General features: G+C 65.4%; 22 protein-coding genes. 10 read left to right on the plus strand and 12 right to left on the minus strand.

What is annotated here, in order from left to right; genetic code table 11:
• Positions 1-74 precede the first annotated feature (74 nt).
• Positions 75-1034 carry a DUF6492 family protein gene (locus PMI42_RS31550; RefSeq protein ID WP_008142495.1) on the plus strand — a complete coding sequence of 320 codons (960 nt, stop codon included), beginning with the start codon at positions 75-77 and terminating at the stop codon, positions 1032-1034.
• On the opposite strand, the gene PMI42_RS31555 is transcribed toward PMI42_RS31550, so the two are convergent.
• Positions 1031-2098 carry an endo-1,4-beta-xylanase gene (locus PMI42_RS31555; protein ID WP_008142496.1) on the minus strand — a complete coding sequence of 356 codons (1068 nt, stop codon included), beginning with the start codon at positions 2096-2098 and terminating at the stop codon, positions 1031-1033. The two genes, PMI42_RS31550 and PMI42_RS31555, sit on opposite strands and share 4 nt — an antisense overlap.
• A 90-nt stretch (positions 2099-2188) precedes the next feature.
• Complete coding sequence (locus tag PMI42_RS31560; RefSeq protein ID WP_008142497.1) at positions 2189-3274, minus strand: glycosyltransferase; 1086 nt, start codon at positions 3272-3274, stop codon at positions 2189-2191.
• 277 nt (positions 3275-3551) lie between these two features.
• On the opposite strand from PMI42_RS31560, the gene PMI42_RS31565 reads away from it, so the two are divergent.
• From PMI42_RS31565 to PMI42_RS31575, 3 genes are all read left to right on the plus strand, one after another.
• The gene (locus PMI42_RS31565; RefSeq protein WP_008142498.1) at positions 3552-4988 is read left to right on the plus strand and encodes a lipopolysaccharide biosynthesis protein; all 1437 of its coding nucleotides are present in this window, start codon (positions 3552-3554) and stop codon (positions 4986-4988) included.
• A 367-nt stretch (positions 4989-5355) separates the two neighbouring features.
• Positions 5356-6372, plus strand: coding sequence for a fatty acid desaturase (locus PMI42_RS31570; RefSeq protein ID WP_008142500.1), 1017 nt, complete (start codon positions 5356-5358; stop codon positions 6370-6372).
• Positions 6373-6644: 272 nt separating this feature from the next.
• On the plus strand, positions 6645-8210 hold the full coding sequence (locus PMI42_RS31575) for a L,D-transpeptidase (RefSeq protein ID WP_008142502.1): 1566 nt from the start codon (positions 6645-6647) through the stop codon (positions 8208-8210).
• Between the two features lie 27 nt (positions 8211-8237).
• On the opposite strand, the gene PMI42_RS31580 is transcribed toward PMI42_RS31575, so the two are convergent.
• The 6 genes from PMI42_RS31580 to PMI42_RS31605 form a co-directional block, all read right to left on the minus strand.
• Positions 8238-9047 (minus strand): class I SAM-dependent methyltransferase, encoded by an 810-nt coding sequence (locus PMI42_RS31580; RefSeq protein ID WP_008142503.1) that lies wholly within the window; start codon positions 9045-9047, stop codon positions 8238-8240.
• 53 nt (positions 9048-9100) lie between these two features.
• Positions 9101-11413 carry a caspase family protein gene (locus tag PMI42_RS37590; protein WP_008142505.1) on the minus strand — a complete coding sequence of 771 codons (2313 nt, stop codon included), beginning with the start codon at positions 11411-11413 and terminating at the stop codon, positions 9101-9103.
• A 111-nt stretch (positions 11414-11524) separates the two neighbouring features.
• Entirely contained in the window at positions 11525-12061 is a 537-nt protein-coding gene (locus PMI42_RS31590) for a VOC family protein (protein WP_008142507.1), read from the minus strand.
• 239 nt (positions 12062-12300) lie between these two features.
• Positions 12301-13269, minus strand: coding sequence for a Bug family tripartite tricarboxylate transporter substrate binding protein (locus PMI42_RS31595; RefSeq protein WP_008142508.1), 969 nt, complete (start codon positions 13267-13269; stop codon positions 12301-12303).
• Positions 13266-14174: an MBL fold metallo-hydrolase gene (locus PMI42_RS31600; RefSeq protein WP_035967187.1), complete on the minus strand. Its 909-nt coding sequence runs from the start codon at positions 14172-14174 to the stop codon at positions 13266-13268. Before PMI42_RS31600 ends, PMI42_RS31595 begins: the two co-directional genes overlap by 4 nt.
• A 3-nt stretch (positions 14175-14177) precedes the next feature.
• Entirely contained in the window at positions 14178-15386 is a 1209-nt protein-coding gene (locus PMI42_RS31605; protein WP_008142510.1) for an ABC transporter substrate-binding protein, read from the minus strand.
• Positions 15387-15553: 167 nt separating this feature from the next.
• Here PMI42_RS31605 and PMI42_RS31610 point away from each other — a divergent pair, with 167 nt between their 5' ends.
• Genes PMI42_RS31610 through PMI42_RS31620 form a run of 3 tightly spaced genes read left to right on the plus strand, consistent with a single transcriptional unit; the run spans position 15554 to position 17640 of the window.
• Entirely contained in the window at positions 15554-16255 is a 702-nt protein-coding gene (locus PMI42_RS31610; RefSeq protein WP_008142511.1) for a TetR/AcrR family transcriptional regulator, read from the plus strand.
• Positions 16233-16784, plus strand: a complete 552-nt coding sequence (locus PMI42_RS31615) for a carboxymuconolactone decarboxylase family protein (protein ID WP_008142512.1) — start codon at positions 16233-16235, stop codon at positions 16782-16784. Before PMI42_RS31610 ends, PMI42_RS31615 begins: the two co-directional genes overlap by 23 nt.
• Before the next feature lie 10 nt (positions 16785-16794).
• On the plus strand, positions 16795-17640 hold the full coding sequence (locus tag PMI42_RS31620) for an SDR family NAD(P)-dependent oxidoreductase (RefSeq protein ID WP_008142514.1): 846 nt from the start codon (positions 16795-16797) through the stop codon (positions 17638-17640).
• A gap of 187 nt (positions 17641-17827) precedes the next feature.
• On the opposite strand, the gene PMI42_RS31625 is transcribed toward PMI42_RS31620, so the two are convergent.
• Genes PMI42_RS31625 through PMI42_RS31640 form a run of 4 tightly spaced genes read right to left on the minus strand, consistent with a single transcriptional unit; the run spans position 17828 to position 20369 of the window.
• A complete protein-coding gene (locus tag PMI42_RS31625) occupies positions 17828-18337 on the minus strand; it encodes a DoxX family protein (RefSeq protein WP_008142516.1) in 510 nt (169 codons plus the stop codon).
• Positions 18334-19116 carry an HvfC/BufC N-terminal domain-containing protein gene (locus PMI42_RS31630; protein WP_008142518.1) on the minus strand — a complete coding sequence of 261 codons (783 nt, stop codon included), beginning with the start codon at positions 19114-19116 and terminating at the stop codon, positions 18334-18336. Before PMI42_RS31630 ends, PMI42_RS31625 begins: the two co-directional genes overlap by 4 nt.
• The gene (bufB, locus tag PMI42_RS31635) at positions 19106-20014 is read right to left on the minus strand and encodes an MNIO family bufferin maturase (RefSeq protein WP_008142521.1); all 909 of its coding nucleotides are present in this window, start codon (positions 20012-20014) and stop codon (positions 19106-19108) included. Before bufB ends, PMI42_RS31630 begins: the two co-directional genes overlap by 11 nt.
• A gap of 49 nt (positions 20015-20063) precedes the next feature.
• Entirely contained in the window at positions 20064-20369 is a 306-nt protein-coding gene (locus PMI42_RS31640; RefSeq protein WP_008142523.1) for a BufA1 family periplasmic bufferin-type metallophore, read from the minus strand.
• Between the two features lie 306 nt (positions 20370-20675).
• Here PMI42_RS31640 and PMI42_RS31645 point away from each other — a divergent pair, with 306 nt between their 5' ends.
• From PMI42_RS31645 to PMI42_RS31655, 3 genes are all read left to right on the plus strand, one after another.
• The gene (locus PMI42_RS31645; RefSeq protein WP_008142526.1) at positions 20676-22760 is read left to right on the plus strand and encodes an adenylate/guanylate cyclase domain-containing protein; all 2085 of its coding nucleotides are present in this window, start codon (positions 20676-20678) and stop codon (positions 22758-22760) included.
• Between the two features lie 189 nt (positions 22761-22949).
• Positions 22950-23789, plus strand: coding sequence for a shikimate dehydrogenase (locus PMI42_RS31650; protein WP_008142528.1), 840 nt, complete (start codon positions 22950-22952; stop codon positions 23787-23789).
• 25 nt (positions 23790-23814) lie between these two features.
• A complete protein-coding gene (locus PMI42_RS31655; protein WP_008142530.1) occupies positions 23815-24663 on the plus strand; it encodes an amidohydrolase family protein in 849 nt (282 codons plus the stop codon).
• Positions 24664-24678 lie beyond the last annotated feature (15 nt).

Consider the following 24678-nt stretch of genomic DNA (forward strand, 5'->3'; position numbering starts at 1 on the left):
GATTGCGAATGTAAGTATCCAACGCCTCCCGGCGCGGCTATGACTGCGGCTTGATGGCCATTTGAGCACGCTCCATGCATTCCGTTGCACTGCTGACTGCCAGCTATGCCAAGGATATCGAACGCTTTTCGCTGCTCAGCGAGAGCATCGACACCTGGCTGACGGGATACACGCGGCATTATGTTCTCGTTAACGATGACGACTTGCCGCTGTTCGCGCGGTTCGCGTCCGACAAGCGCGTCATCGTTCCGGCCTCGCGCTACCTGCCGAAATGGCTCTTCGCGCTGCCGCCGGCGCTTCAGTTCATCAGCAATCGCCGGGTCTGGGTATCGCTGCTGTCGTCACCCGTGCACGGCTGGCACATCCAGCAGATCCTCAAGATCGCCGGCGTCCTCAACGCGCCCGAGCAGCGCGTCTGCATCCTGGACTCGGACAATCTGTTCTTCCGCGAGTTCGACGTCGGCCAATATGCCGGCGGCGAGACAACGCCGCTGTTCGTCACGCCAAAGGGGATCGACGCCGACCACCCCCTGCATGTGCTGTGGCTCCGCACCGTCGATCAGCTCCTCGGTATCAGGCAGCGCGCGTTCCCGGCAGACGACTATGTCGGCAACGCGCTGGTCTGGGACAAGGATGCCGCGCGGGCGATGACCGATTCCATCAAGTCGGCGACCGGCCTGAGCTGGGCCCTGGCGCTGTGCCGGAAGAAGAAATTCTCCGAGTATCTGCTGTACGGAAACTTCGTCGCGAACTCGCCGGACCATCTGGCGCGGCATCGGGTCACCGAGGACAGCATCGCCGTCTCGCATTGGGACGATACGCGCCTCGATCGTCCGGCCATCGAGGCGCTGATGCGGGCCGCCTCGCCCGAGCAGGTCGCGCTCTGCATCCAGTCCTATTCGTCGACCTCGATCGACGACATCCGCGATGTGTTCCGTCTCAGCTCGCGCGATCGTCGCGGCCCGAGCCTGTCGCCCGACCATGTCGGCGATGAGGCCGGAATCGAAGTGCGAACGCGCCAGGCTCCGCGTTAAACGTCCTTCGTGAACTTGCTGATCACGTCCATGAACGGCTTTGGCTTGAACTCGCCGTCGAGCGGCAGGGGACGGTTTGGCTGCTTGTCGGCGCGGGCGAAGGTGCCGTTGATCCAGCTGTAGCGGTCCGAGAGGCCCCAGGTCAGGATCGAGCGCACCGGCCCACTGGTCGAGATCGCCGTCAGCAGATCGTCGACACGCTTGGCGACGACGGCGTCGCGTTCGGCCGGATTGCCCGTCAGCTTCTGGTCGTCGACATCGAGCTCGGTGACGTACACCTCGAGCCCCCAGGACCGCAGCTCGGTGACGAACGCGGCGAGCCCATGCGTGTCGATCTCGAGCTCGGCATGCAGATGCGATTGCAATCCCACGGCGTGCAGCGGAACGCCCTGGTCGAGCAGCTCCATGATGAGGTGGCGGTAGGCTGCCCGCTTGGCAATGAACGAGTCCTTTGCCGACTCGATGTCATATTCGTTGATCGCGAGCTTGACGTAGGGATCGGCCGCGGCCGCGGTGCGGAACGCCAGCGGAATCCAGCCTTTGCCCAGGTGCTGTGTCCAGAACGTGTCGCGCCGGTCGGTGATCTTCCTGGGATTGTCCGGGATCGGTTCGTTGACGACGTCCCACGACGTCAGCTTGTCCTTGTAATAGGATACGACGGTGCCGATGTGGTCGACGTAAGCGCGCTCGACGCCCTTGCTGTCCTTGATCTGCTTGGTCCAGTCCGGAATGTCGTGATACCAGGCCAGCGCGTGGCCGCGCATGGTCAGATCGTTGTCCCGGGCAAAGTCCAAAATCGCGTCCGCGCGCTCGAAGTTGAACGTGTGTGCGTTCGGCCGCAGCATCGGCCATTTCAGCTCGAGCACCGGCACCACCTGCGTGCAATAGGTGCTGATCGCTTCGCCGAGCCGCGGATCGGCTTGCAGATCCCACAGTGTCGCAGCCGCGCCAAAGCCCGGGCGGCGCTTGGCGAGTTTCGACGCCGGCAAGGCTGACGCGGATGCGCCCGCCGCGAGCGTCGCGGCGCTGCCGAGGAGAAATTCGCGTCTGTCGAGCTTGACCAATTGCGGCGTTCCTTCGGGAAGCAACGCGCCATCGTACCAAGCAGCGCCCCGCAACGCCGGGGTTTCCGATGGTTGGGTTAACTCTCGTCGTCAGCCGGTCTGGCGCTGCAAGACCGCCTCGGCAATCGCGTAATAATGAAGCGCGCCTTTCTCGAGCGTCAGATTTTCCATCACATAGTCGCGAGGTGCGAAGTCGCCGGCACTCGCATGCGACCAGAAGTCGCCCCACGCGGCGATAAAGCCGTCCGCATCGGCGAAAGTCGCGCCGCAACGTGCGTCGAAATAGGGCACCGAGGACACGCCGCCCTCGTATCTGACCCTGTGCGGGAAATACTGGGGATCCTGCCACGGCCCGCCGCGATCCCAGGCGAACACGGGAACGCCGCTCGACAGCGCCTGCTGGCAGGCGATGCCCTGGCTCTCGTGCTCGCACAGGAAAACCATGCTGTGGCAACGCGCCAGCGCTGCCTTGTAGTCGTCTTCCTTGTAGTGGCCGTAGCTGATGATTTCGACTGTGTGGCCGCGGGCCTCGAGATGCCGCTTGATCGGCTCGATCAGCTCCGCATCATAGCGGTCGTGCTCCCAGCGCACCTTGTCGTAGAGCAGCACGTCGACGCTCTTCTGCGCAATTGGCGCAGGCGTCCACAGATCGGTCTCGATGCCGACCGGCCAGATCTCGACATGCGGCCAGTAGGGCCGGCACATCTCGGCGTACCAGCTGCACGGCACCAGGACGGTCTTGGTGTGCAGATCTTCGAGATGCTCCGGCACTTCGACCGGGTGGTTGTACATGGCGACGCCGAGCAGGAGCGGGTTCTTCCATGCGAACCAGTCCAGCACGAACGGCCGCCCGATGATGCAGGCGAGCTCGTCCGGATGCCTGCGGATGTAGCCGTAATCGTTGATGCGGTAGGGGATGCCGACCCGGTCGAGGCCGGCGCAGAGATTGAGGAACACGCGCCGCTGGCCGCTGATCCAGGACTTGCCGAGCAGCATCCGCCGCAGCAGCGGCCGGATGTGGCGGTCGCCCGGAAACCAGCGGTCGTCCCGTTCCTCGAAGAACAGGTTGAGCGTCATCCGCTCACCGCCGCCCGGTTCCGCCGGAACCAGGGGCGCGTCAATGCCGCCGTGCGGCAGCAGAGCCGGGTTTGCCCGTATACGCTCGACAACGTCCATCTTGATCACGTCCAGGCACTGAAAAACGTCGGAGGACGTTTTGAAATCATGGTTTCTTTTCGGTGATCGCGGCGGCCCGTTCAAGGAAAGGGCAAATTTAACGCTAACGCGCGAAATCCGCCGCAACGCCCCATTCGCGGACCGATCTGCAGACTTATGTGACACTCTTCGGGGATGCTGCGCCGCAGTCCGATTGCCAGGCCTCGGATCGTCACGCCAAGGTCCAACTGATCAACGGCCGCAAAACTCGCAAGACCGCTTCCGGTCCCGTGCCCGCATGCTGAACCGCCATTTCTCGATCTATCTCGTCGCCTACATCCTGCCCGCCGCGGTGGGCTTCTTCGCCGTCACCGCCTATACGCGGCTGCTGACGCCCGCCGAATACGGCGTCTATGTCGTCGGCATCAGCCTGGCCGGCATTCTGGGCGCGATCTTCTTCGCCTGGATCAAGCTGTCGGTGTCGCGCTATCAGGCGATGTCGGCGGAAGTGGATTTTCGCGGCACCGCGATGGTCGCCTTCGGGCTCACGGTCGCGGTGCTCTGCGCCACGACCCCGCTGGTCTTTCTGTTCCGCAGCGATGTCAGCGTCGAGCTGCTGCTCGCCAGCATGTTCGTCGCGATCATGGCCAATGCGGTCGACGTCGGCCAGGAGTTCGAGCGCGCCAAGCTGCGGCCCTATCGCTTCGCGGCGATTTCGATCGTGCGCAGCGTGTCGAGCGTTGGCTTCGGCCTTGTCGGCATCTGGCTCGGCTGGGGCGGCATGGGCCTGCTCGCGGCGTTCGGCCTCGGCTCACTCACCGGCATCATTCTCAACCTCGTCGGCGACCGCACCAGGATCGCACGCTTCGAGCGCAGCCAGTTCATGCAGCTGGCGCGCTATGGCCTGCCGCTGACGCTCGCCGGCCTCTCGGTCGCGCTGTACTCGACCTGCGATCGTCTGATCGTCGCCTACCTGCTCGGCAGGGACGCCGCCGGCATCTTTGGCGTCGCCGCCGATCTGCCGCGGCAGTTCATGGTCATGATCGCCTCGAGCGTTGCTGCGGCGACCGTGCCGCTGGTATTCCGGTCGCTATCTGAGAAGAACAACGAGACGACACGCGAGCGGCTGAGCGAGAGCCTCGAACTGCTGCTTGTCGTCGTCGCGCCCGTCGCGATCTGGCTGGCGCTCGCGGCCGATCAGGTCGCAGGCACGCTCGTCGGCGTCGATTTCCGCGCCGGCGTGTCGGCGCTGCTGCCGATCCTGGTGCTCGCCCGCTTCTTCGGCATCGCCAACCAGTTCTACGTCCAGATCAGCTTTCAGCTCGCCGAGCGACCCTTCATGCTGGCGGCGCAGTCCTTCCTGACGCTGGCGGTGAGCGTGGCGCTGATGTTCGCGCTGGTCGCGGGCTACGGCCTCTATGGTGCGGCGCTGGCGACGCTCGCGACCGAGGCGCTCGGCTTCGTCGTCGCGATCGTCCTGATGCACCGCGCCCATCCCGTGCCGTTCGACGTTAGCCGCCTCGCCGGCGTCGCTGTGTCCGCGGCGGCGATGGCGGCTGCGATCCTTGTCGCGCGATCCCAGGTCAATGGTTCCGGCCTCGTTCCGCTCATCGTCGTGAGCCTTGCCGGCGGTCTCGCTTACGCCGCCGCGGCATGGCTGCTGAACGTCGCGAATATACGGACACTGTCCCTGCGCTTCCTGAGAACGTTCAATCGGAAGGCGCTGGGCGTCTAGCCGCGCTGTCTCGCGAGGCTGCGGCGGCGCTGCCCCGGGGCCGCCGCGGACATTAGCCGATTCGCCGGCTGCGATGCCGCGCTCCGGAGGCGGCCACCGTTCAATATCGCTCACATCCCGAAAAATCGCGGGCCGGCCGGCAATATGCCCGCCGCCTGCTGATGACAGGATGGTAGTGCTGGCTTTCGGCCTCGGTCGCGGGGTATTGTGCAGCCGGCGGGAGCGCAGGCTCTTGGCGTGAGCAAGGTCGCCCGGCCCGATATCCAGGCACGGATCAATATGAGAATGCACGGGGCACAACGGCCGCAGGCGGCCGTGGGCAGCGACCGTGCCTCTCAAGGCGGGCATTTTCAGGAGCAGAGCAGTCATGATTCAAAGGACGCCGGAAATCCGCGCATCGGCGCAGTTGCTCGCCCGTTATCGCGAGCCCGACAGTGCGCGCGGTGTCCTCGAGCTGGCGATCACGGCGGTGCCGTTCCTCGTCATCTGGGCTCTGATCTGGGCCGCTCTCGACCATGGCTACTGGCTGGCTCTGCTGCTCGAGGTGCCGGCGGCGGGCCTGCTGGTCCGCCTCTTCATGATCCAGCACGATTGCGGACACGGCTCGTTCTTCCGCGGCCGCGTTGCGAACGATTGGGTCGGCCGGGCCATCGGTGTGATGACACTGACGCCCTACGGTTACTGGCGGCATAACCATGCACACCATCATGCCGGCTCCGGCAATCTCGATCACAGGGGCCTGGGCGACATCGATACGTTGACCGTGCGCGAGTTTCTCGCGCAGCCGCGATGGCGCCGGACGCTGTATCGTTTGTATCGGCATCCCATGGTGATGTTTGGCGTAGGTCCCTCGTATCTGTTCATCCTGAAGCATCGATTGCCGCTCGGGATGATGCGCGGCGGCTGGAAGCCCTGGCTGAGCACAATGGGCACGAACTCCGCGATCGCGGTTCTCGTCGCCGCCATGATCTGGCTGGTCGGTTACGGGCCGCTGCTGCTCGTACATCTGCCGATCATTGTTCTGGCGGCGTCGATCGGCGTCTGGCTGTTTTACGTCCAGCACCAGTTCGAGCACACATACTGGTCCAATGGCGAGACCTGGAATTTTCACGACGCTGCGCTGCACGGCAGTTCCCATTACCACTTGCCGGGTGTCCTGCGCTGGTTCACGGCAAATATCGGCGTCCACCACATCCATCATTTGTCCAGTCGGATTCCCAGCTATCGGTTGTCGGATGTGCTGCGCGACCATCCGCAGCTCGCTGGAATCGGGCGGATAACGCTGCTCCAGAGTTTGCGGACCGTGCGGCTGGCCTTGTGGGATGAGGGGCGGCTGCGGCTCGTCTCCTTTGGAGAGGCTGGCCGGTCCGTCGGCCGTCGGTGACACCTTCGCCGGCATCGCCGAACAGCTCCCGGCGCCGGCGGCAACGGAACGGTTGAGCGTTTCGGCCTGTGATTTTCCGGCGTCCAGCGACCAGCGGATGAAGCCCTCGGCCGCGGCCGCCCTTTCGCCCGCGCGGGCTGTCGTATATGAGAGATTTGTCCCCTGAACGCGCCGGATGTTCCCGCAATCGGCCGGAAGGGTGGCTGCGATTTCTTAATCCAAAGATCGCAATCTGATATGACCGGCGGATTGGCATTTCGACCGAGGATGGCATGAGAAACCTGATGACAACGGCGCAATCCACCGTGGCGATGCGGCGTTGGGGGCCTCCCGGACTTGTGACCCTGGCGGCGATGCTCGCTTTTGCGGCAGTGGGCCCGGCGACCGCGGCCAAGCAGGCGCGCCAGCCGGCCGAGGCCGTGGCGCCGCGCGAGGCGGGCGAGCCGATCATGGCGATCGTGTCGATCAAGAGCCAGCAGGTCACCTTCTACGATGCCGACGGCTGGATTCTCCGCGCGCCGGTCTCGACCGGCACCACCGGCCGCGAGACGCCGGCCGGGGTCTTCGCCATCGTCGAGAAGGACAAGGATCACCGCTCGACCATGTATGACGATGCCTGGATGCCGAACATGCAGCGCATCACCTGGAATGGCATCGCGCTGCATGGCGGGCCGCTGCCCGGCTATGCCGCCTCGCATGGCTGCGTGCGCATGCCCTTCAACTTCGCCGAGGGCCTGTTCGACAAGACCAATATCGGGATGCGGGTGATCATCTCGCCGAACGACGCGGCTCCGATCGATTTTACCCATCCCTCGCTGTTCGTGCCGAAGCGGGAGGCCATCGCGGCGGTGCCGAGCCGTGCCGACAAGCTCTCCGCTGAAGCCGAGCAGGCGACCCAGGCTGCCGCCGAGGCCAAGAAGGCTGCGGCCGCAGCCGCGAAGGAGGCGGCGTCGCTTCCGGCATCGCTGCGCAAGCTGGAACAGCAGAAGGCCAAGGCCGATTCCGAGCTCGCCTTCGCCGACAAGAAGGTCGCTGCCGCCAAGACCGATCAGGCCCGGGCGCAGGCCGAGGAGCTGAAGCAGAAGGTCGCCACCAAGGCGGCCGATGCTGCGTCGGCGCTCGATGCCGCCAAGGCCGCCGCGCAGCCGAAGCGTGACGCTGTCGCCGCCACGAAGGAAGCCGCCAAGGTCGCGGCGACCAAAAAGGCCGAGGCCGTAACGGCAGCGACCGATGCCAAGCTCGCGCTGGAGCCGGTCTCCGTTTACATCAGCCGCGCGACGCAAAAACTCTATGTGCGGCGGAACACGCACAAGCCGGCGCCCGATGGCGGCGGCGAAGTGTTCGACACCAGCATCGAAGTTCCCGTCACCATCCGCAATCCGGACCAGCCGCTCGGCACGCATATCTTCACCGCGATGGCGAAGACCGATACCGGCCTGCGCTGGAGCGTGGTCACGATCGAAAGCGGCGACGATGCCAAGGACGCGCTCGATCGCGTCACCATCCCGCAGGAGGTGTGGGATCGTATCGGGCCGACCGCATTGCCGCGCTCGTCCATCGTCATCTCGGACGAGCCGCTGAGCGCCGAGACCAACTACCGCACCGAGTTCGTGGCGGTGCTGAGCAACCATCCGCAGGGCGGCTTCATCACCCGGAAGCCGACCGCGCCGCCGCCGATGGAAATGGCAAGCGACGACGGCTGGGGCGGCAACGGTTTTGGTGGTTTCTTCTTTGGGCAGCGCGATCCCAATCCCCAGCCGGTCAATCCGCGCCGCCAGCGCGGTGGCCAGTACCAGTATTATCAGCCGCAGCAGCCGATGCAGCGGAGCTTCTGGTAGGGCACAGGGGCTGACGCCCTCCTGCAACTACCGCGCTTCGATCACGATCGCCTGGATCTTGCCCTCGATTGCCCCTAGCCCGTGGCGGGCTCGGAGTGCCTCGGCCACGAGGTCGGTCGCGGCCTGAAGCTTGCTGGCGTCCCTGGCCTCGATCTCGTTGCGCAGCGGCGTGCCCTGGCACAGCGCGATCGCGACATACTCCGCCGAGGGTGCACGGCTGATTTCAGTTCGTGTTTCGATCGCTATGTCGCGGAAGCCCGCACGTTCGAGGTCGGTCCTGATGACGTCCCTGTCGTGATAGCCGTGCGGCGTCCGGATCATGAAGCGGGGCGGATCGTCGGGAAACATCTTGCCGAGCGCAATTGTCGCCTCATGCGTCAGCACATTGTCCTCGATGCGGTCCCAGACGTTGAACACGAACGTGCCGTCGCCCTTCAGGACGCGCTTGACTTCCCCATATGCCTTGACGCGATCCGGAAAGAACATCGCGCCGAACTGGCAGCAGACCAGGTCGAATTCGGCGTTGCCAAAGGGCAGGGCCATGCCGTCCGCCTGGCGCCACGCGATGCGGTCGTCATCCGCCTGGCGCTGCGCCGCGACCGCGAGCATCGGCTCGTTGAGGTCGGTCGCGACGTAGCGGATGCCGCGCGGCAGCGCCGCTGCCACTGCGCGCGTCACCGCGCCGGTGCCCGCCGCGATCTCGAGCAGCACGGTAGGAGAGCGCGCCGCGACCCGTCTTGCGATGTCCTCCGCATAGACGGAGAAGATCATCGGGACCAGATATTCGTCGTAGAGCTTCGGGATCGAGCCGGCGAAAACCTTGTCAGTGCTGGACATGCTTGCCTCGCTGAAGGTTCGGACACGAGGCTCACATTACCACGGATTGCCGATTACCGCCCCAGCAGGGAGGTGAAGCCCGCCGGTTCCTGCATCGCCTTGCGCGCCTCCAGCGACATCGGCTCGAAGCGGCTGCCGCTGGAGATGCTAAGCCGGCTTTCGACGCCGCTCGATCCGGCGTAACAGCCTTCGGGCGTGTAGCTGACATAGCCGTCGTCGCCGAAGCCGATGGCGGTGAGCAGCATGCGGCGTTCGGCGATGTCCCAGACCTTGATGGTCTTGTCCTCGCTCGCGGAGATCAGCCGCGTGCCGCCCGGGAAGAACGCGACCGCCTCGACGTCTTCCTGATGGCCCGCAAAGCTTGCGAGCAGGCGGCCGCTCTCGGCGTCCCACAAATTCACCGACTTGTCGCGCCCGCCACCGCCCGTGACGATGCGTTTGCTGTCCGCCGACCAGCTCGCCGACACCACGTAGTCGCGGTGGCCGGCGAGCAGTCGCGATGCGCCGGTTCTGACGTCGAAGATCTTCGCGGAGCCGAGTTCCGCATCGGAGCCGGCGGTGACGATTCGTGTCCCGTCGGGCGAATAGGCCACGCGCAGCGCCTTGCGGCCGTAGGCATCCTTCGCGTCGATGGCGCCGCTGGTGCGATGAAACCTGATCTTGCCATCGAAGCCGGCCGAGACGAACTCGCCGGAGCCTGATGGCGCGTAGCTCAGCGAGCGCACCGCCACGCGCGCGGGATCGCCGCTCTGGTGATCGAGCCTGCTCTTGGCAAGCTCGCGCGTTCCGAGATTCCAGATCCGCACGACGCCGTCTTCGCCGGCCGAGGCCAGATATCTGAGCGAGGCCTCCGGCGCGAACGCGACCGCGAATTGTTTTGTGCCGGCATCGAACGTCAGACTCTGGCCGTCGCTCTTGAGATCCCACAGCTTGACCTTGCCGTCCCATCCGGCGGAGGCGAGCATCGTGCTGTCGGCCCAGTAGTCGAGCGCGTATACCGCGCCGGCATGTCCCTTCAGCACGCGCGTCTGCCGGAACGAGGATGCATCCCACAGCCGGATCGCGCCGTCGTCGCCGGCGGTGGCGATCTCCCGTCCGTTGGGAGCAACCGCGATGGCGCGGACGCTTGCGCCCTCGACATTGGGCTTGATCGAGACCGGAATGAAGGGCCCGCCGACGGCATCGCTGCCGCGCCGCGCCATTCGCGTGGTGCAGGTGGAGGACGGCACGGCGGCGACGCTCTTGGTCTCGCTTGCCGGTGGCGTGGCAAGCGCGAGCGGTGCGACGGTGGCAGGTGCGGCTGCAAGCTTCGGCGCGGTGACGGGTTTTGTCGGCTCCGGAGGCGGCAAGACCGGTGAGGGTGCCTTCTTGGCTTCGACCACGACGGCAGCCGGAGCTGGCGCTGGTGCGGGACGAACGGCCGCCGCGAGCTTGTTGCGCTGGGCCTTTGCGAGATCGGTGTAGAACCCGTTCGGATGTGCGGCGATGTAGAGGTCCCAGGCTTCCACCGTGCCGACACGCTCGGAAAATTCGTAGTCGCGCGATGCGCTGGTGTCGGTGGACGCAACGGGTGCAGGCGGCGGAGCAATGGGCGTTGCCGCCGGCGCCAGCACGACATCGTCGCCGCCGAGCGAGCCGTAGATGAACGGCTCCTGCTTGTTGGTCGTGGCCTGCAGCACCTCGTCGCGGACATAGCCGAACGCCTTGCGCAGATCGAGGCCCGGGGTTGCGAGGTGATGCGCCAGCGCGGTCGCGAACGGGCTGTTCTTGCCGTCGCCGTCGAGTGCGGTCAGACCGGCCTTGGCGGCAAAGGCCACCAGCGTGTTGGGACTCGACGGTTCGACCTTGGCAAGGCCGCGTGCGACCGCGCGCGAGGCCATCGTGCGCTTCATGTTCCTGGCGAACGGATTGTCGCGGCAGGCATCGAGAATGACGAGGCGCAGCCGTTTCGCCGGCTCGATGGCGACCAGAATGCGGTCGAGCCCGATGGTCTCGTCATAGACGTCGGTGTCGTTCTCGAGCTGGGCGTCGACCGGAACGATATAGTTGTTGCCGTCGATCTCGATGCCGTGGCCGGCGTAATAGACCACGGCGATATCGGCGCTGCGCGCCTTGGCACCGAAATCGCGCAAGGTTCGCCGCATGTCCTGGGCCGAGAGGTCGTTGCGCGCATCGACGACGGTGAAGCCGGCCTTCTTGAAAGTCTCGACCAGAAGGCCCGCATCGTTGGTGGCGTTGGCGAGCTTGGGCGCGCGCTGATAGGCCGAATTGCCCATCACCAGCGCCATGCGCTGGTCGGCAAGCGCCGCGGGCGGCTCGACAAGAAGCGTCAATGCGCCGAGAACAAAGAGATAAAAGAACTTCATCACGGCCCCCAAGCCGGGATCTGGAAATGCCGGAAAGAATATCCGACCGGGGCCGCAATACAATTTCTATTTGGTGCTCGCGGATGCTTCTCCGCGTCGCAGCGCCTGCGGTTACGATTTCGTGACGACCTCGCGGATCGGTCGTGAGCCGTCCCAGCTCAAGGCCGCCTGCCGGACTTTTTCGAAGAACGGACCCTTGGCGCCGCTGATGTCGGAGATCTCGATCACGGTTCCCGGGTGCGCCTGCGTGTCGAAATAGGCAAAGCGGCCCTTGTCGCCGCCGATCTGGCCCTCGTGGCCGATCCTGTAGCCGAGCCCGAGCGCCTTGTCGTAGAGCACCTGGTAGTCGTGGCTCCAGTAGGACATATGCTGGAGGCCTTCATGGCCGGCATCCAGAAACTCTCTATAAAGCGAGGGCGCGTCGTTGCGCTGCTGGATCAGCTCGATCTGGAGATCGCCGGTGTTGGCGAGTGCAATGCTCATCTCGACGGCCGAGTCCTGGCCACGATGGCGGAACCAGTCGGTCTTGACGCGGTCCATGTAGTACCAGGGGCCGACGCCCATGGTTTCGATCCAGTGCTTCATCGCGGCCTGGATGTCCCGCACCACATATCCGTTCTGGCGCACCGCGCCGAAGATGCGGCTCATGCCCGCGCTCCTGTTCTGGTCACTTCGAAGCTATCGCATATGGCAGCGGAAGGATGCGGACGAGCACGGCCTGCATGGTTCGAGACGCCCGCTTTGGCGGGCTCCTCACCATGAGGGTCTGATACCTCGCTGCAAAACGGGACCTCATCCTGAGGGCCCGCCGCAGGCGGGCGTCTCGAAGGATGGCCGCAAGCGAGCTCTCCGCCACGTCTTACCCTCATTTACGATAACTCTGCGATTCACTTGACCTCGATCCCTGCGTCCTTGGCAACCTGCTTCCACGCCGCGATGTCGCGGGCGTTGATGTCGCGCTGCTCGTCGCCGGGGACGAATTGCGGCGTGATGCCGAGGCCCAGGAGCTTCTGCTTCACCTCGGCATCGTCGAGCGCGTCCTTGAGCGCTGCCGACAGCTTTTGCGCGATCGGCGGCGCAAGACCCGCCGGCGCATACATCGCCCAGGACAGGCTGCGGTCGAACGGCACGCCCTGTTCCTTGTAGCTGGCGACATCGGGAAGGCTCGGCGAGCGCTCGCCGCAGGCGGCCAGCGCCTTGATCGAGCCGTCCTTCACCAGAGGCGTCGCCGTCGCCACGTCGAGCGTCGCCAGCGAGATGTGGCCGCCGAGCAGGTCGCCCGCGAGCTTGGCGATGCCGTTGAACGGCACGTGCTCCATCTTGATGCCGGTCTGCTGCATCAGGATTTCCGCACAGAACTGCCCGGTCGAGCCGATACCCCAGCTGCCGTACTGGATCGCTTGGCCCTTCCTGGCGAGCGCAACCAGTTCCTTGATATCATTGGCGGCAAAGTCCTTGGTCGCCACCAGGATGATCGCGGAGACGCCGACGCGCCCGATCGTCGTAAAATCCTTGATCGAATCGTAGGGCAGCTTCGGATAGATCGCCGGCGCCAGCACATGCGTGGTCATGCCGCCGACGGTGATGGTGTAGCCGTCATTGGGCGAGGTCGCGACCATCTGCGTGCCGAGCGTGCCGGCAGCGCCCGTGTGGTTCTCGATATAGATGCTCTGCCCGAGCGTCTTGCCCATCTTGTCGGCGAGCAGCCGGCCGACCACGTCGCCGCCGCCGCCGGCCGCATAGGGCAACAGCATGCGGATCTTGCGGGTGGGATAGGCGGCTGGATCTTGCGCCTGGGCCGGCAAGGCCGCCGACAGCAATGCGAGAAACGAAAGCGTGACGGTACGCAGCATCATGATGGCATTCCCTGATCTTCGAAACGAAATCTGTAGGCATCGCGGTGCCTGACAACGCGTCCCGCGGTCGGCGCCGGAAAATGGCCGGTGAGCAGATAGCTTGGCGTGTCCGCAAGCTCCTCCAGCAGCGCCATCCGCGTCGCAACCGCGGCGGCCGGATCGACATCGGCGGCGTTCGACAGCCACGGCGCGGCGCACTGGATCGGATGATGGATGACGTCGCCCGACATCACCGCGTGATCGTGGCCGCCATTGAGGTGGATCTGCATGTTGCCGGCGGTGTGCCCGGGCGCCGGCGCGAAGCGCAAGGCGGCGTCGCGATCGGCAAACAGGTGATGGTCGGTCTCGACCAGCTCGGCAAGGCCGGCTGCGACCACCGGCAGCACGGAATCCTCGAACGAGCCGTGATTCACCGGGCTCTTTGGCGCGGCATTGTGTGCGGCCTCGAAGTGCCGGTACTCCTCGCGCCCCATCAGATAGCGGGCGTTCGGGAAGCTCGGCACCCAGCGGCCGTCGAGGAGCCGCGTGTTCCAGCCGACGTGATCGACATGCAGGTGCGTGCACATCACGAAGTCGACCTCTTCTGGCGTAACGCCCAGCGCCCGCATGTTGTCGAGATAGGGCTGGTTCAGATCGTTCCACACCGGCACGCGCGGCCGCTTCTTGTGATTGCCGCAGCAGGTGTCGACGATGGCGGTCCAGCGCGGCGTCCGCACGAGATAGGAGTGATGGCTGAGGATGAAGCGGCCGGTCTCCGGCTCGATATAGCGGTGGTCGAGCCAGCTCCGGTTCTCCGCGATCACGGCGTCGGTGACGTTGGCGAACAGCCAGGTCTTGTCGAACGCAAGCGAAGCGATCTCGCTGACGAGATCGACCCGCATGCTGCCGATCCGCAACCCCCGCATGCTTCAGTTCTTCAGGAGGTCGCCGAACGGCACCCAGCGCGTGCCGTCGAAGCGGATGAGCTGGAGGCTGGTCATCGGCGTATAATGCCCGGGCGAGTTGTTCACCGCGGTGCCGTTGATCAGCATCGGTAGCTTGACGTCCTTGAGCGACGTCGCCTGCTTCATCACATTGGCGCGGGTAAGGTCGTTGCCGGACGCCTTCAGCACCGTGACCAGCGTCTGCGCGATGGTGTAGCCGTAGACGTTGAGCCAGTCGCTCTTGTTGGCGTCGGGCAAATATTTGTCCATGAACGTCAGCCATTCCTTGTAGCCGGCATCGTCCTTGTTGGCCGGATCGGTCGCGTCCTTCAGATACTGGCTGGAGATGACGCCGGTCGAATTGTCCTTGCCGGCCGGCTCCAGCACGCCGCTGATCGAGGCCGAGACGTTGGAGATGATGGTCACGGGCTTCCAGCCGATCTCGCCGATCTTGCGGATCGCCTGCGCCGCAAACTTCGGCGTCGCCGCGACCAGCACCACGTCCGCGCCGGCGGTCTTGAGCTGGAGAATTTGCGTGTCCACGGTCGGCGCGGAGGTCTCGTAGGCCACGCGCGCGACAATGGCTTCGCCGCTGCCGAGTCCTTCCTCCAGCGCCTTCAGATAGTCCTTGCCGAGATCGTCGTTCTGGTAGAGCACCCCGATCTTCGCATTGGCGTGGCTCGCCCTGATGTATTTGGCGTAGGCGATCGCCTCATCGCGATAGGTCGGCTGCCAGCCGACGGTCCACGGGAAATTCTTCGGGTCGTCCCACTTCGCCGCGCCGGAGCCCAGAAAGAGCTGAGGCACCTTGCGGTCGTTGAGATATTTGTGCACGGCGCTGTTGGTCGGCGTGCCGACGCCGCCGAAGATCAGCAGCACTTCCTCGCTCTCGACCAGACGCCGTGTCTGCTCCACCGTCTTCGGCGGGCTGTAAGCGTCATCGGCGATGATCATCTGGATGCGCCGCCCGTTGACGCCGCCATCGTCGTTCACCTTGCGGAAATAGGCTTCGGCCGATTTCGCGATCTGCGCGAACGCCGAGACCGGGCCGCTGAGTGGCGCAGTGGTGCCGATCTTGATGGTCTTGTCGTCGGCGCCGGGATCATACTTGCTTTGGGCAGAAGCGGCGCCGGCTGCGAGCAGCGGCAACAGGATGCAGGCCGCACCCAGGCGAAGGCGGGCAAAGCGCGCCATGACGTTGTCTCCCCAAATTGCTCTCCGCCTCTCAAGGGGCGGAGTTGAAACGCGAGAACAGCGCCGGCAAGCGGACTTGCGGGCCGCGACCGTTGCCGCCAGACTGGCGAAACGAACGATCGTTCGTACGGTTGACTAGCGAACGATCGTTCGTTAGTCAAGCCGTCATGGCTGTCCACACCACCAGCGCGGCGGAAGCGGCCGCGCCCACCACCCGCGAGCGCATCCTCACCGAGGCGCTCGATCTGTTCGCGCAGAGCGGCTATGGCGGCGCCTCGATGCGCGAGCTCGCCCGCCGCGTCGGCATCCGCGAGAGCAGCCTCTACAATCACTTCTCCGGCAAGGCTGCGATCCTGGAAGCGATCGTCAGCGAGCATGGTCCCGCCAGTTCGGCGAGTAGGCTTGAAGAACCGCGCTACAAGCAGCTCGCGCGCCAGCCCGCCGCGTTCTGCCGCCAGTTTGCATTGGACCTCGTCGAGCAATGGTCCGATCCGCGCGAGCACCAGTTCCAGAAGGTCATCACCGCCGAGCGTAACCGCGTGCCCGGCATCCGCGCCAAGTTCGCCGACCATTTCTATGCGCGCGAGCAGAGCATGATGACGGACTATTTTCGCGGTTTTGCGCTTGCGGGTCTCGTCTCGACGCCGGACCCGCGCGAGACCGCGCGGCTGTTCGCGGCGGGCCTGATCTATATCCGCCTCGAACATTATGTGATGGGCGCGGCGCCCTCGCCGCGGCCGAAAGTGATCGAGGCGATCGACCGCTATCTCGCCTTCTTCCTGTCGCTGATCGCGGCGGATAGCGGGACGAACGACAACAAGAAACGAAAACCCAAGGGAGAAACGCGTGGCAAGGCTGCCCCTGATTGATCCGGAGACGACGAGCGGCGACATCCGCGCCTCGTTCGACCGCATGCCGGTCAAGCTCAACATCTTTCGCATGATGGCCCATGCCGAGGCCAACATGATTCCGGCGATGCGGCTCGGCAATTCCATCCTGCACAAGCAGAAGCTCGGCGCGGTCAACCGCGAGCTCTTGATCCTCCAGGCTGCCCAACTCGAAGGCGGCGCCTATGAATGGCGCCAGCACGTGCCGATCGCGCTCGGCGTCGGCTGCACGCAGGGGCAGGTCGATGCGGTCGAACGCAGCGATTATGACTCAACCGCGCTGAGCGAGGCCGAACGCGCGCTGCTGAAGTTCGGCCGCGAGGTGGTCGAGAACGTCCGCGTGCCCGAGGCTATCTTCGCCGCTGCGCGAAAACATTTCAGCGACCAGGAGATCGTCGAGTCCATCGTCGCGCTCGGCTTCTACATGATGATGGCGCGCCTCACCGAGGCGACGGAGACCGATCTCGATCCCGCGGCCGGCATGACGGTCTATGACGGCGGCAAGAAGTAGGGCGGCTGACATGGCGGACACAGAGAGCAAGCCGGACCGTTACGTCCGTCCCCCGAGCGCGGAGTCGCTTGGCGAAGCGCCGGGCAGGGGGCGCCTGACGGGACGCCGCATCCTGATCGTCGGCGGCGGCCAGCGCGTGTTCGACGCGGCCACCGATCCGATCGGCAACGGCCGCGCCATGAGCATCTTGTGCGCACGCGAGGGCGCCAGGGTCGCGGTCGCCGATCTCAACCGCACCTCTGCGCAGCAGACCGTCAAGCACATCACCGACGAAGGCGGCGAGGGCTTTGCCATCACGGCCGACGTCACGTCCGAAGCCGACGTGCAGCGCATGATCGACGAAGCCCACCGCGCCATGGGCGGCCTCGACGGCATGGTGCTGAACATCGGCACCTTCGGCAAGACCGGCCTCGATAACGTCAGCCCGGAGGAGTGGAACAGGATCTACGACGTCAATGTCCGCGGCCCGATGCTGTGCTGCCGGGCCGGCCTGCCGAAGTTCGACAATGGCGGCGCGATCGTCTTCATCTCCTCGATCGCCGCGCTGAAAGCGGGATCGCAGATGGCGGTGTATGACTCCTCGAAAGCCGCGCTTGGCGGCCTGATGCGCAACATCGCCCATCTCGGCGCGCGCCGCGGCATCCGCGCCAACCTCGTCTATCCCGGCCTCGTCGACACCCCCAATGGCCGCGAAGCCGGCGCCGGCCGCCCCAATCGCGGCAAGGGCCACGTCCCCTTCGGCCGCCAGGCCACGGCCTGGGAGATCGCCTACGCCGTGCTGTTCTTCCTGTCGGATGAAAGCGTCTATGTCACCGCGCAGACGCTGGCGGTCGATAGCGGTTTGAGCGGGATGTAGGTCACCATCCGTAGCCCGGATGGAGCGAAAGTGTAATCCGGGTTTCGTGCCTGCGGAAGATCGCCCCGGATTGCGCTGCGCTCCATCCGGGCTACAGGCATCCACCACACCCACCGCCGTCATCCTTCGAGGCGCGCAAGGGCGCGCACCTCAGGATGACGGCGTGCTTGCGGACACAAAAGGGGGTCTATCGCACCTGCGATCGCGCGCGACAGATCAGATGGTCGAGCGAGATGTTGCCGGGCCCGTAAGCCATGAGGGCCAGCGCCATCGCCGCCCAGGTGAGATGGATCGGCCAGCCGTCGGGTACGGTGAGCTCGACGATCAGGGTCATGAACAGCAACCCGAGCCCGGCGAACCTCGTGCCGAGGCCCAGCACCAGCAGGATCGGAAACATGATCTCTCCGCATCCCGACAGGAAGGCCATCACCGTCGGTACCGGGAAATGATAGGGCCCGCCGGGCAGATGCAGCATGAACTCGTCGCTGAACAGCGTCACCGCGGTGTCGTTGAGCCGGAGAAAGCCGCCCCATTTGAGAATGCCGGAACGCCAGAACGGCACCGCAAGCGCCACGCGCAGCACGAGCTGAACGATCGACGGCACGGCAATCGTCTGCACCAGATGATTGGCCCTGTCGACCAGCAGTCCGAGCGGTGGAAGGCTGCTGCTTGCGGGCATGCGCTGGTCCGTGATCATTCTGCATCTCCAAAAGCGATTGAGGTGAAAGCGCCGGCATCGATCAAGCCTGCGATGTTGGCGGCGATGTCGAATTCGGCGGATGCAAAGAATGCGTTCGCCGCGGCTGCGCCGAGCGTTTGGCCGCACATCAGGTAAGCGGCGAAGACGGCGCCGCCGGGCGGAAGGTGTCGCACAGCGACGTCGAATCCGGGCCGGGTGATGAGCGCGTCCTCCGGCGCGGAAGCGTCGATGCGGGCCGCAGGTGCGCTGTCGCGGTTGGCGGCGAAGATCGTCACGGCTGAATATTGAGAGAGCACGATCTGCGCCGCTGGATGCGGCAAGAAAACGAGATGGCTGAGCTGGTCCGGTGCAATTGCGGACAGCTGCGCCGGCGACAGCGGCGGTGCATCCGCGGCATGATAGGCATCGAGCCAGGCGCGCTCGATGCGGGCGACGTCGCCGAGCCAGGGCAGGTCTCGCGCATGCTGGTAGGTCTCGACGAAATCCGGGAAGTTGCGCCCATAGTCGAACAGCAGCGGAGAGGTCGGCGGCGTGCTGCGGACATGGACGCGCGCCATGGCGCGGAAGAAATCGGTGCCGGTGATGCGCTGCACCGCCGGATAGATCGCGGCCAGCGCGTCGACCAGGCTGACCGTGACGTTGTTGCGATAGACGTCATAGCGCCGGCCCGCTGGCTTGCCGTTCAGGCCGGCCACGGCTGAGGGCACCTCGCGCGCAGGATCGAGCAGCCCCGGCGCAAAGGCTGCCGCAAAGCCAGGGTCAGCTTCAGGCTGCACGGCGATCCTCCGCGCTTGCAGCGGGCTTGCAACGATCGAGGATGTTTTGCGCGGCAGCCGCCTCCTCACGCAGGACCGGCCAGTCCGGGATGTTGCTGTCCCATTCGATCAGCGTCGGCACGGGGCCGCGGCGCGTCACGATGATTTCGAACAGTTTCCACACGGCATCGGCGACCGGGCCATCATGGCTGTCGATCAGGAGAAGATTGCCGTCATCGTCGGTCTGCTCGGCGTGGCCGGCAAGGTGAATCTCTCCGACATGACCAAGCGGAAAATCGGCGAGATAGTCGAGCGCGGAGAAGCCGTGATTGGTCGCGGACACGAACACGTTGTTGATGTCCAGCAGCAGGCCGCAGCCGGTGCGCGCCACGACCGCGCGAATGAAATCGGTCTCGCTCATCGCGGATTCGCGGAAGGTCACATAGGTCGACGGATTCTCCAGCAGCAGCGGCCGGCGGATCGCCTCCTGCACCTGCTCGATGTGATCGCAGACGCAGGCCAGTGTGGCCTCGGTATAGGGCAGCGGCAGCAGGTCGTTGAAGAAGCTGGTTTCATGCGTCGACCAGGCCAGATGCTCGGAGACGAGTGCGGGCTGATAACGTGCGACGAGGCTGCGGAAACGCGCCAGATGCGCCTTGTCGAGCGGCTGCGGTCCGCCGATCGACATGCAGACGCCGTGCAGGGACAGCGGGTGGTCGCGGCGGATCGTCTCCAGCGCGCGATGCGGCGGGCCGCCCGCACCCATGTAGTTCTCGGCGTGCACCTCGAAGAAGCCGGCTTGCGGGCCGGCCTCCAGCATCGCAGCGAGATGTTCAGGCTTGAAGCTGGTCCCGGCAACGCCGCCGATCGGAAGCGAAAAGCGGAGCGGCACGGTGGCCGGCTTGATGGCCTTGATCATGATGCTTCTCCGCTTTGTCCTGTTGGCGAGGCGCGTCGGCTGGCCGGCGTCAGACCGGCTTCAGAGAACCCTTCTTGCCGCCGGGCAGGTCGATGCTGGTGCACGTGCCGCCCTGGACGAATTTCCAGGCATTGCCCTGGAAGTCGACGGTCGAGGTGCCCTGGCAGGTCGTGCCCGGGCCCGCGGCGCAATCGTTCTGGCCTTTCAGTGCGACGCCAAAACACTTCTCCTTCTTGGCGGCGACGGCGGCCTCGGCCTCGGCCTTGGTCAGCGGGGCGGCGGCGGCGAGGGTCGCGAGCGCGGTCGAGATGGCGCCGGCGAGAGCGAGCGTGGTGATGGCGTGTTTGGCAGACATCGGTGTTCTCCTGTTCAAGATTGCATCGCTTGGCAAAGCGAAGGCGCATTGTCCCGTTCGCCTCGTTCGTTGCCCGCGTTACCAATCGGGCGGCTCACGAGTTCGTGAGGCGGTCGAATGAGGCGCACGCGCGGTACGCTTGGGGCCAGGATTAGCGCCAGGCGGTCGCTCAAATCCAATGCCTTGGCGCTATCGAGACGTTAGCCGGAGGGCATTGGATGCAGCCGCCGGCATCTGCGAGCGGTAACGAACGGGCGCACGCGACGTAGAGCTATCAGGCGAGCCAGCCACAGGGCGGAATTGGCGATGAAGGTCTTCCCCGAGCAGCTTCACGCGATCGCAAGGCTGACGGTCAGCATCCGCCTCGCAATATCCACGCTGGTCCTGGCAGCGATCCTGCTGACGGCGTCGCTCTCCAGCCTGCTGTGGTGGCGCACGGCGGAGGCGACGAGCCGGCAGCTCGCTTCCACCATCAACGAGCAGATCGTGGCGGCGGTGCGCAAGGAGGTCGCGGCCATCGTCGACGAGGCACGCGCCGCGCACACCGCGATCCGCACCCTGTTCCTCCAGAACGTGCTCGACACCCGCGAGGCCGACAAGCGCGAGTTCGTGTTTCTCTCGCAATTGCAGTCGCAGGCGACGATCTCCTGGGTCGCCTTTGGCTGGCCCGACGGGTCGTTCTTCGCCGCGCACAAGCTCGGCGACCGCCGGCTGGAGATGATGGAGATCTCGCTGACCGATCATCCCGGACAGCGTCGCGTCGATGAATATGACGTGGTGCCCGGCGATATCGAATTCGCCAATCGCCGCTTCGAGCCGACCGATTTCCGCGTCGCCGGTCAGGCCTGGTTCAAGGCCGGGCTCACCGCCGAAGAGCCGCAATGGTTCAGGGTGATGGACCATCCGACCGGCGAGCGGCCGTCGATTGCCTTTGCCGGCCCGATCGACGTCTATCAGGAGCGGCAGGGCGTTCTTGCCGTCGTGATCGAACATACAAGGCTTGCGCGCTTCCTGTCGCAGCTCGAGGTCGGGCGTACGGGAACGGCGTTCATCGTCGATGGTAGCGGCGAGCTCGTCGCAGCGCCCGACAAGGATGCCGACGAGCTGCATCCGGCCCGCGGCGACACCAGGCTGCTTCCGCTCGCGCGCGTCGCGCTCGACGCGGCGGGCGAGGCCGGCCGCAAGGAGGCCTGGCGGAGCCGGCTCATTTCAGGCGGCGCGGCTTACGAGTTCGCGCTGACACCTTTGCCGTTTCCCGGCTGGTCGCTCGCGACCGTGATCCCTGAAGCCGAATTTCTCGGGCCCGTCGAGACGACGCTGCGGCGGCTGATCGTCGGCCTTGCCATCGGTTCCGTGCTGGCGGCATTGGCCTCGGCCATGCTGGCGCGCTCCGTCATTGCCGCGCCGCTGTCGCGCGTCGTTGGCGAGCTTCGCCATGTCGAGGCGTTTGCGCTGGAACAGGTCCGCCGCCATCCGTCGCGGCTCAAGGAGATTGCCAGCCTGTCGGGTGCCATCGCCGAGATGGCGTCCGGTCTGTCCGCGTTCCGCAAATTCATCCCGGCCGATCTCGTCCGCGCGCTGTTGCGCCAGGGCGTCGAGGCGCGGCCCGGCGGTAGCATTCAGGAGCTCAGCGTGATGTTCATCGACATCGCCGGCTTCACCGGACTGTCGGAGCGGCTCGGCGACCGTGTCGTGCCGCTGCTGTCACGCTATCTCGACCTCTCGTCGGAGATCATCGTTGCCAATGGCGGGACCATCGACAAGTTCATCGGCGACGCCGTCATGGCGTTCTGGGGTGCGCCGCAGCCGCAAGAGGATCACGCGGCGCGGTGCTGCCGCGCGGCGCTGGCCTGCCGCAGGGCGATCGAACAATCCGGCTTGGCAGACGATATCGGCCAGCCGCTCCAGATCCGCATCGGCATCAACTCCGGCCGCATGCTGGTCGGCAATATCGGCTCGGAGCTGCGGCTGAACTATACAGTGATCGGGGATGCCGTGAACGTCGCGAGCCGGCTCGAAGGCGCCAACAAATCCTATGGAACGCATATCCTGATCGGCGAGACGACCGAACGTCTCGCGCGTGGCGCCGTCGTCACCCGTGAGGTCGACAGCATCGCGGTCTACGGGCGGGAAGAGGGGCTCGCCGTCCACGAACTCATCGGGATCTTGGATGACGGCGCGATGGCGGCGGGTTGGATCGCGGATTACGAGCGCGGTCTCGCCAACTACCGCGCGCGGCGGTTTGCCGCCGCGCTCGCCGATTTCGAGGCCGTCCTGAGCGTGCGAAGCCACGATCGTCCGGCCGAACTGATGCGCGACCGCTGCCGGAAGCTTGTTGACGCCGCGCCCGATGCGGCGTGGCGCCCGATCGCCGCGTTGACGGCAAAATAGCCCCGAGGTGAGCACCGAGTGGTCCGCATGAGTCTGCCATTGCAGGCGCATTGCGCCGGTCCTGTTTTGCCCGGTCCCATCCGAGATTCAGATTGCAACCAGTAGCCGTTCCGCATAATAAAATTGGACAAATGACCAAATAACATGGTCGCGCGCCGAAGGGGCGCGGTTCGGGACGGGAAGCGCAGCATGTCGCAGGACGGATTCGGACTGGCGGGCGTGATCGGCATGCCGGTCGCCCATTCGCGCTCGCCGGTCATCCACAATTACTGGCTGAAGGCGCACGGCATCCGCGGCTCCTATGTGCCGCTGGCGGTGAAGCCGGAGCGGCTGGAGGATGCGCTCGACGGGCTGATCGCGCTCGGCTTCCGCGGCTGCAACGTCACCATGCCGCACAAGCAGACGGCGATGCCGCTGCTCGACCACGTCAACGAGACCGCGAGGCGCATCGGCGCCGTCAACACCATCGTGGTCGAAGCGGACGGCACGCTCTCCGGCTTCAACAATGACGGCAACGGCTTTGTGCAGAGCCTGCGCGATGCCAGGGCCGACTGGCGCGGCGATGCGGGGCCGATCCTGCTGCTCGGCGCAGGCGGCGCCTCACGCGCGGTCGTCGTGGCGCTGCTCGAAAATGGCGCGCGCGAGATCCGCATCGCCAATCGCACGGCGGAGAAAGCGCAGGCGATCGCGAAGGAATTCGGTTCCGCCATCAGCACCGTTGCGTGGGACGATCGCGGCGCCGCGCTCAGCGATGTCGCCCTGCTCGTCAACTGCACCGATCGCGGCATGGTCGGCAAGGACGCGCTGGAGATCGATCTGTCGCAGCTGAAGCCCACGACGCTCACCGCCGACCTGATCTACACGCCGCTGGAAACGCCGTTCCTGGCCGAGGCCCGCGCGCGCGGTTGCGTCACCGTGAACGGACTCGGCCTGCTGCTCAACCAGGCCCGGCTCGCCTTCAAGGCCTGGTTCGGTGTCATGCCCGACGTGACGCCCGAACTGATCAAGGCCATTGAGGCAACGTTCTGATACGAACACCGGGGAGCTTTGCGCCATGACACTACCGGCGTCCCCCAGGATCGACTGCCACATCCACGCCATCGATCCCGTCCGCTTTCCCTACGCTGCCGACACCCCGTACCGGCCGAGCGGGCAGGAGATTGCGCCCGCAGCCCAGCTGATCCGGGTGTTCGACGCCTTTGATGTCCGCCACGCGCTCGTCGTCGCCACCAACACCGGCTATGGCAGCGACAGCCGCATCCTGCTCGACACCTTGAGGCAGGGCGGCGGCCGTTTCAGGGGCGTTGCCGTCGTCGAGAACGACGTCGAGATCGAAGAGCTCGAACGGTTGAAGGCGGCCGGCGTGATCGGCGTCGCCTTCAACGTGCCGTTCCACGGCGCCGACTATTATCTTAAGGCCGCGCCACTGCTGGAGAAGCTGACCAGCCTCGACCTGTTCCTCCAGATTCAGGTCGAGCAGGACCAGTTGCTCGATCTGCTGCCACTGATCGAAAAATCGGACGTAGCTCTGGTGTTCGACCATTGCGGCCGTCCCTCGGTCGCGCAAGGATTGCAGGGCAAGGCCTTCCAGGCGCTGCTGGCCGTCGGCCGCGAACGCGACGCGCACGTCAAGCTGTCCGGTTATTACAAGTTCTCGCAGCAGCCGCATCCCTACAACGACACTTGGCCGTTCATCGCCGCGCTGGTCGAGGCCTTCACGCTCGACCGCTGCGTCTGGGGCTCGGACTATCCGTTCCTGCGCGCGCCGGAGCGGCTGGATTACGGCCCGTTGCTCGCGGTGCTGACAAAGCTGTTTCCGGATCCTGGCGATCAGCATCGCCTGTTATGGCGAACGCCGGCGAGGCTGCTCGGCTTCGACGAGGCGGCGGACACAACAAGATAACACAAAACGGGAGGG

The organism is Bradyrhizobium sp. YR681 (genome assembly GCF_000282615.1).
In the GTDB taxonomy this organism is placed as follows: Bacteria; Pseudomonadota; Alphaproteobacteria; order Rhizobiales; family Xanthobacteraceae; genus Bradyrhizobium.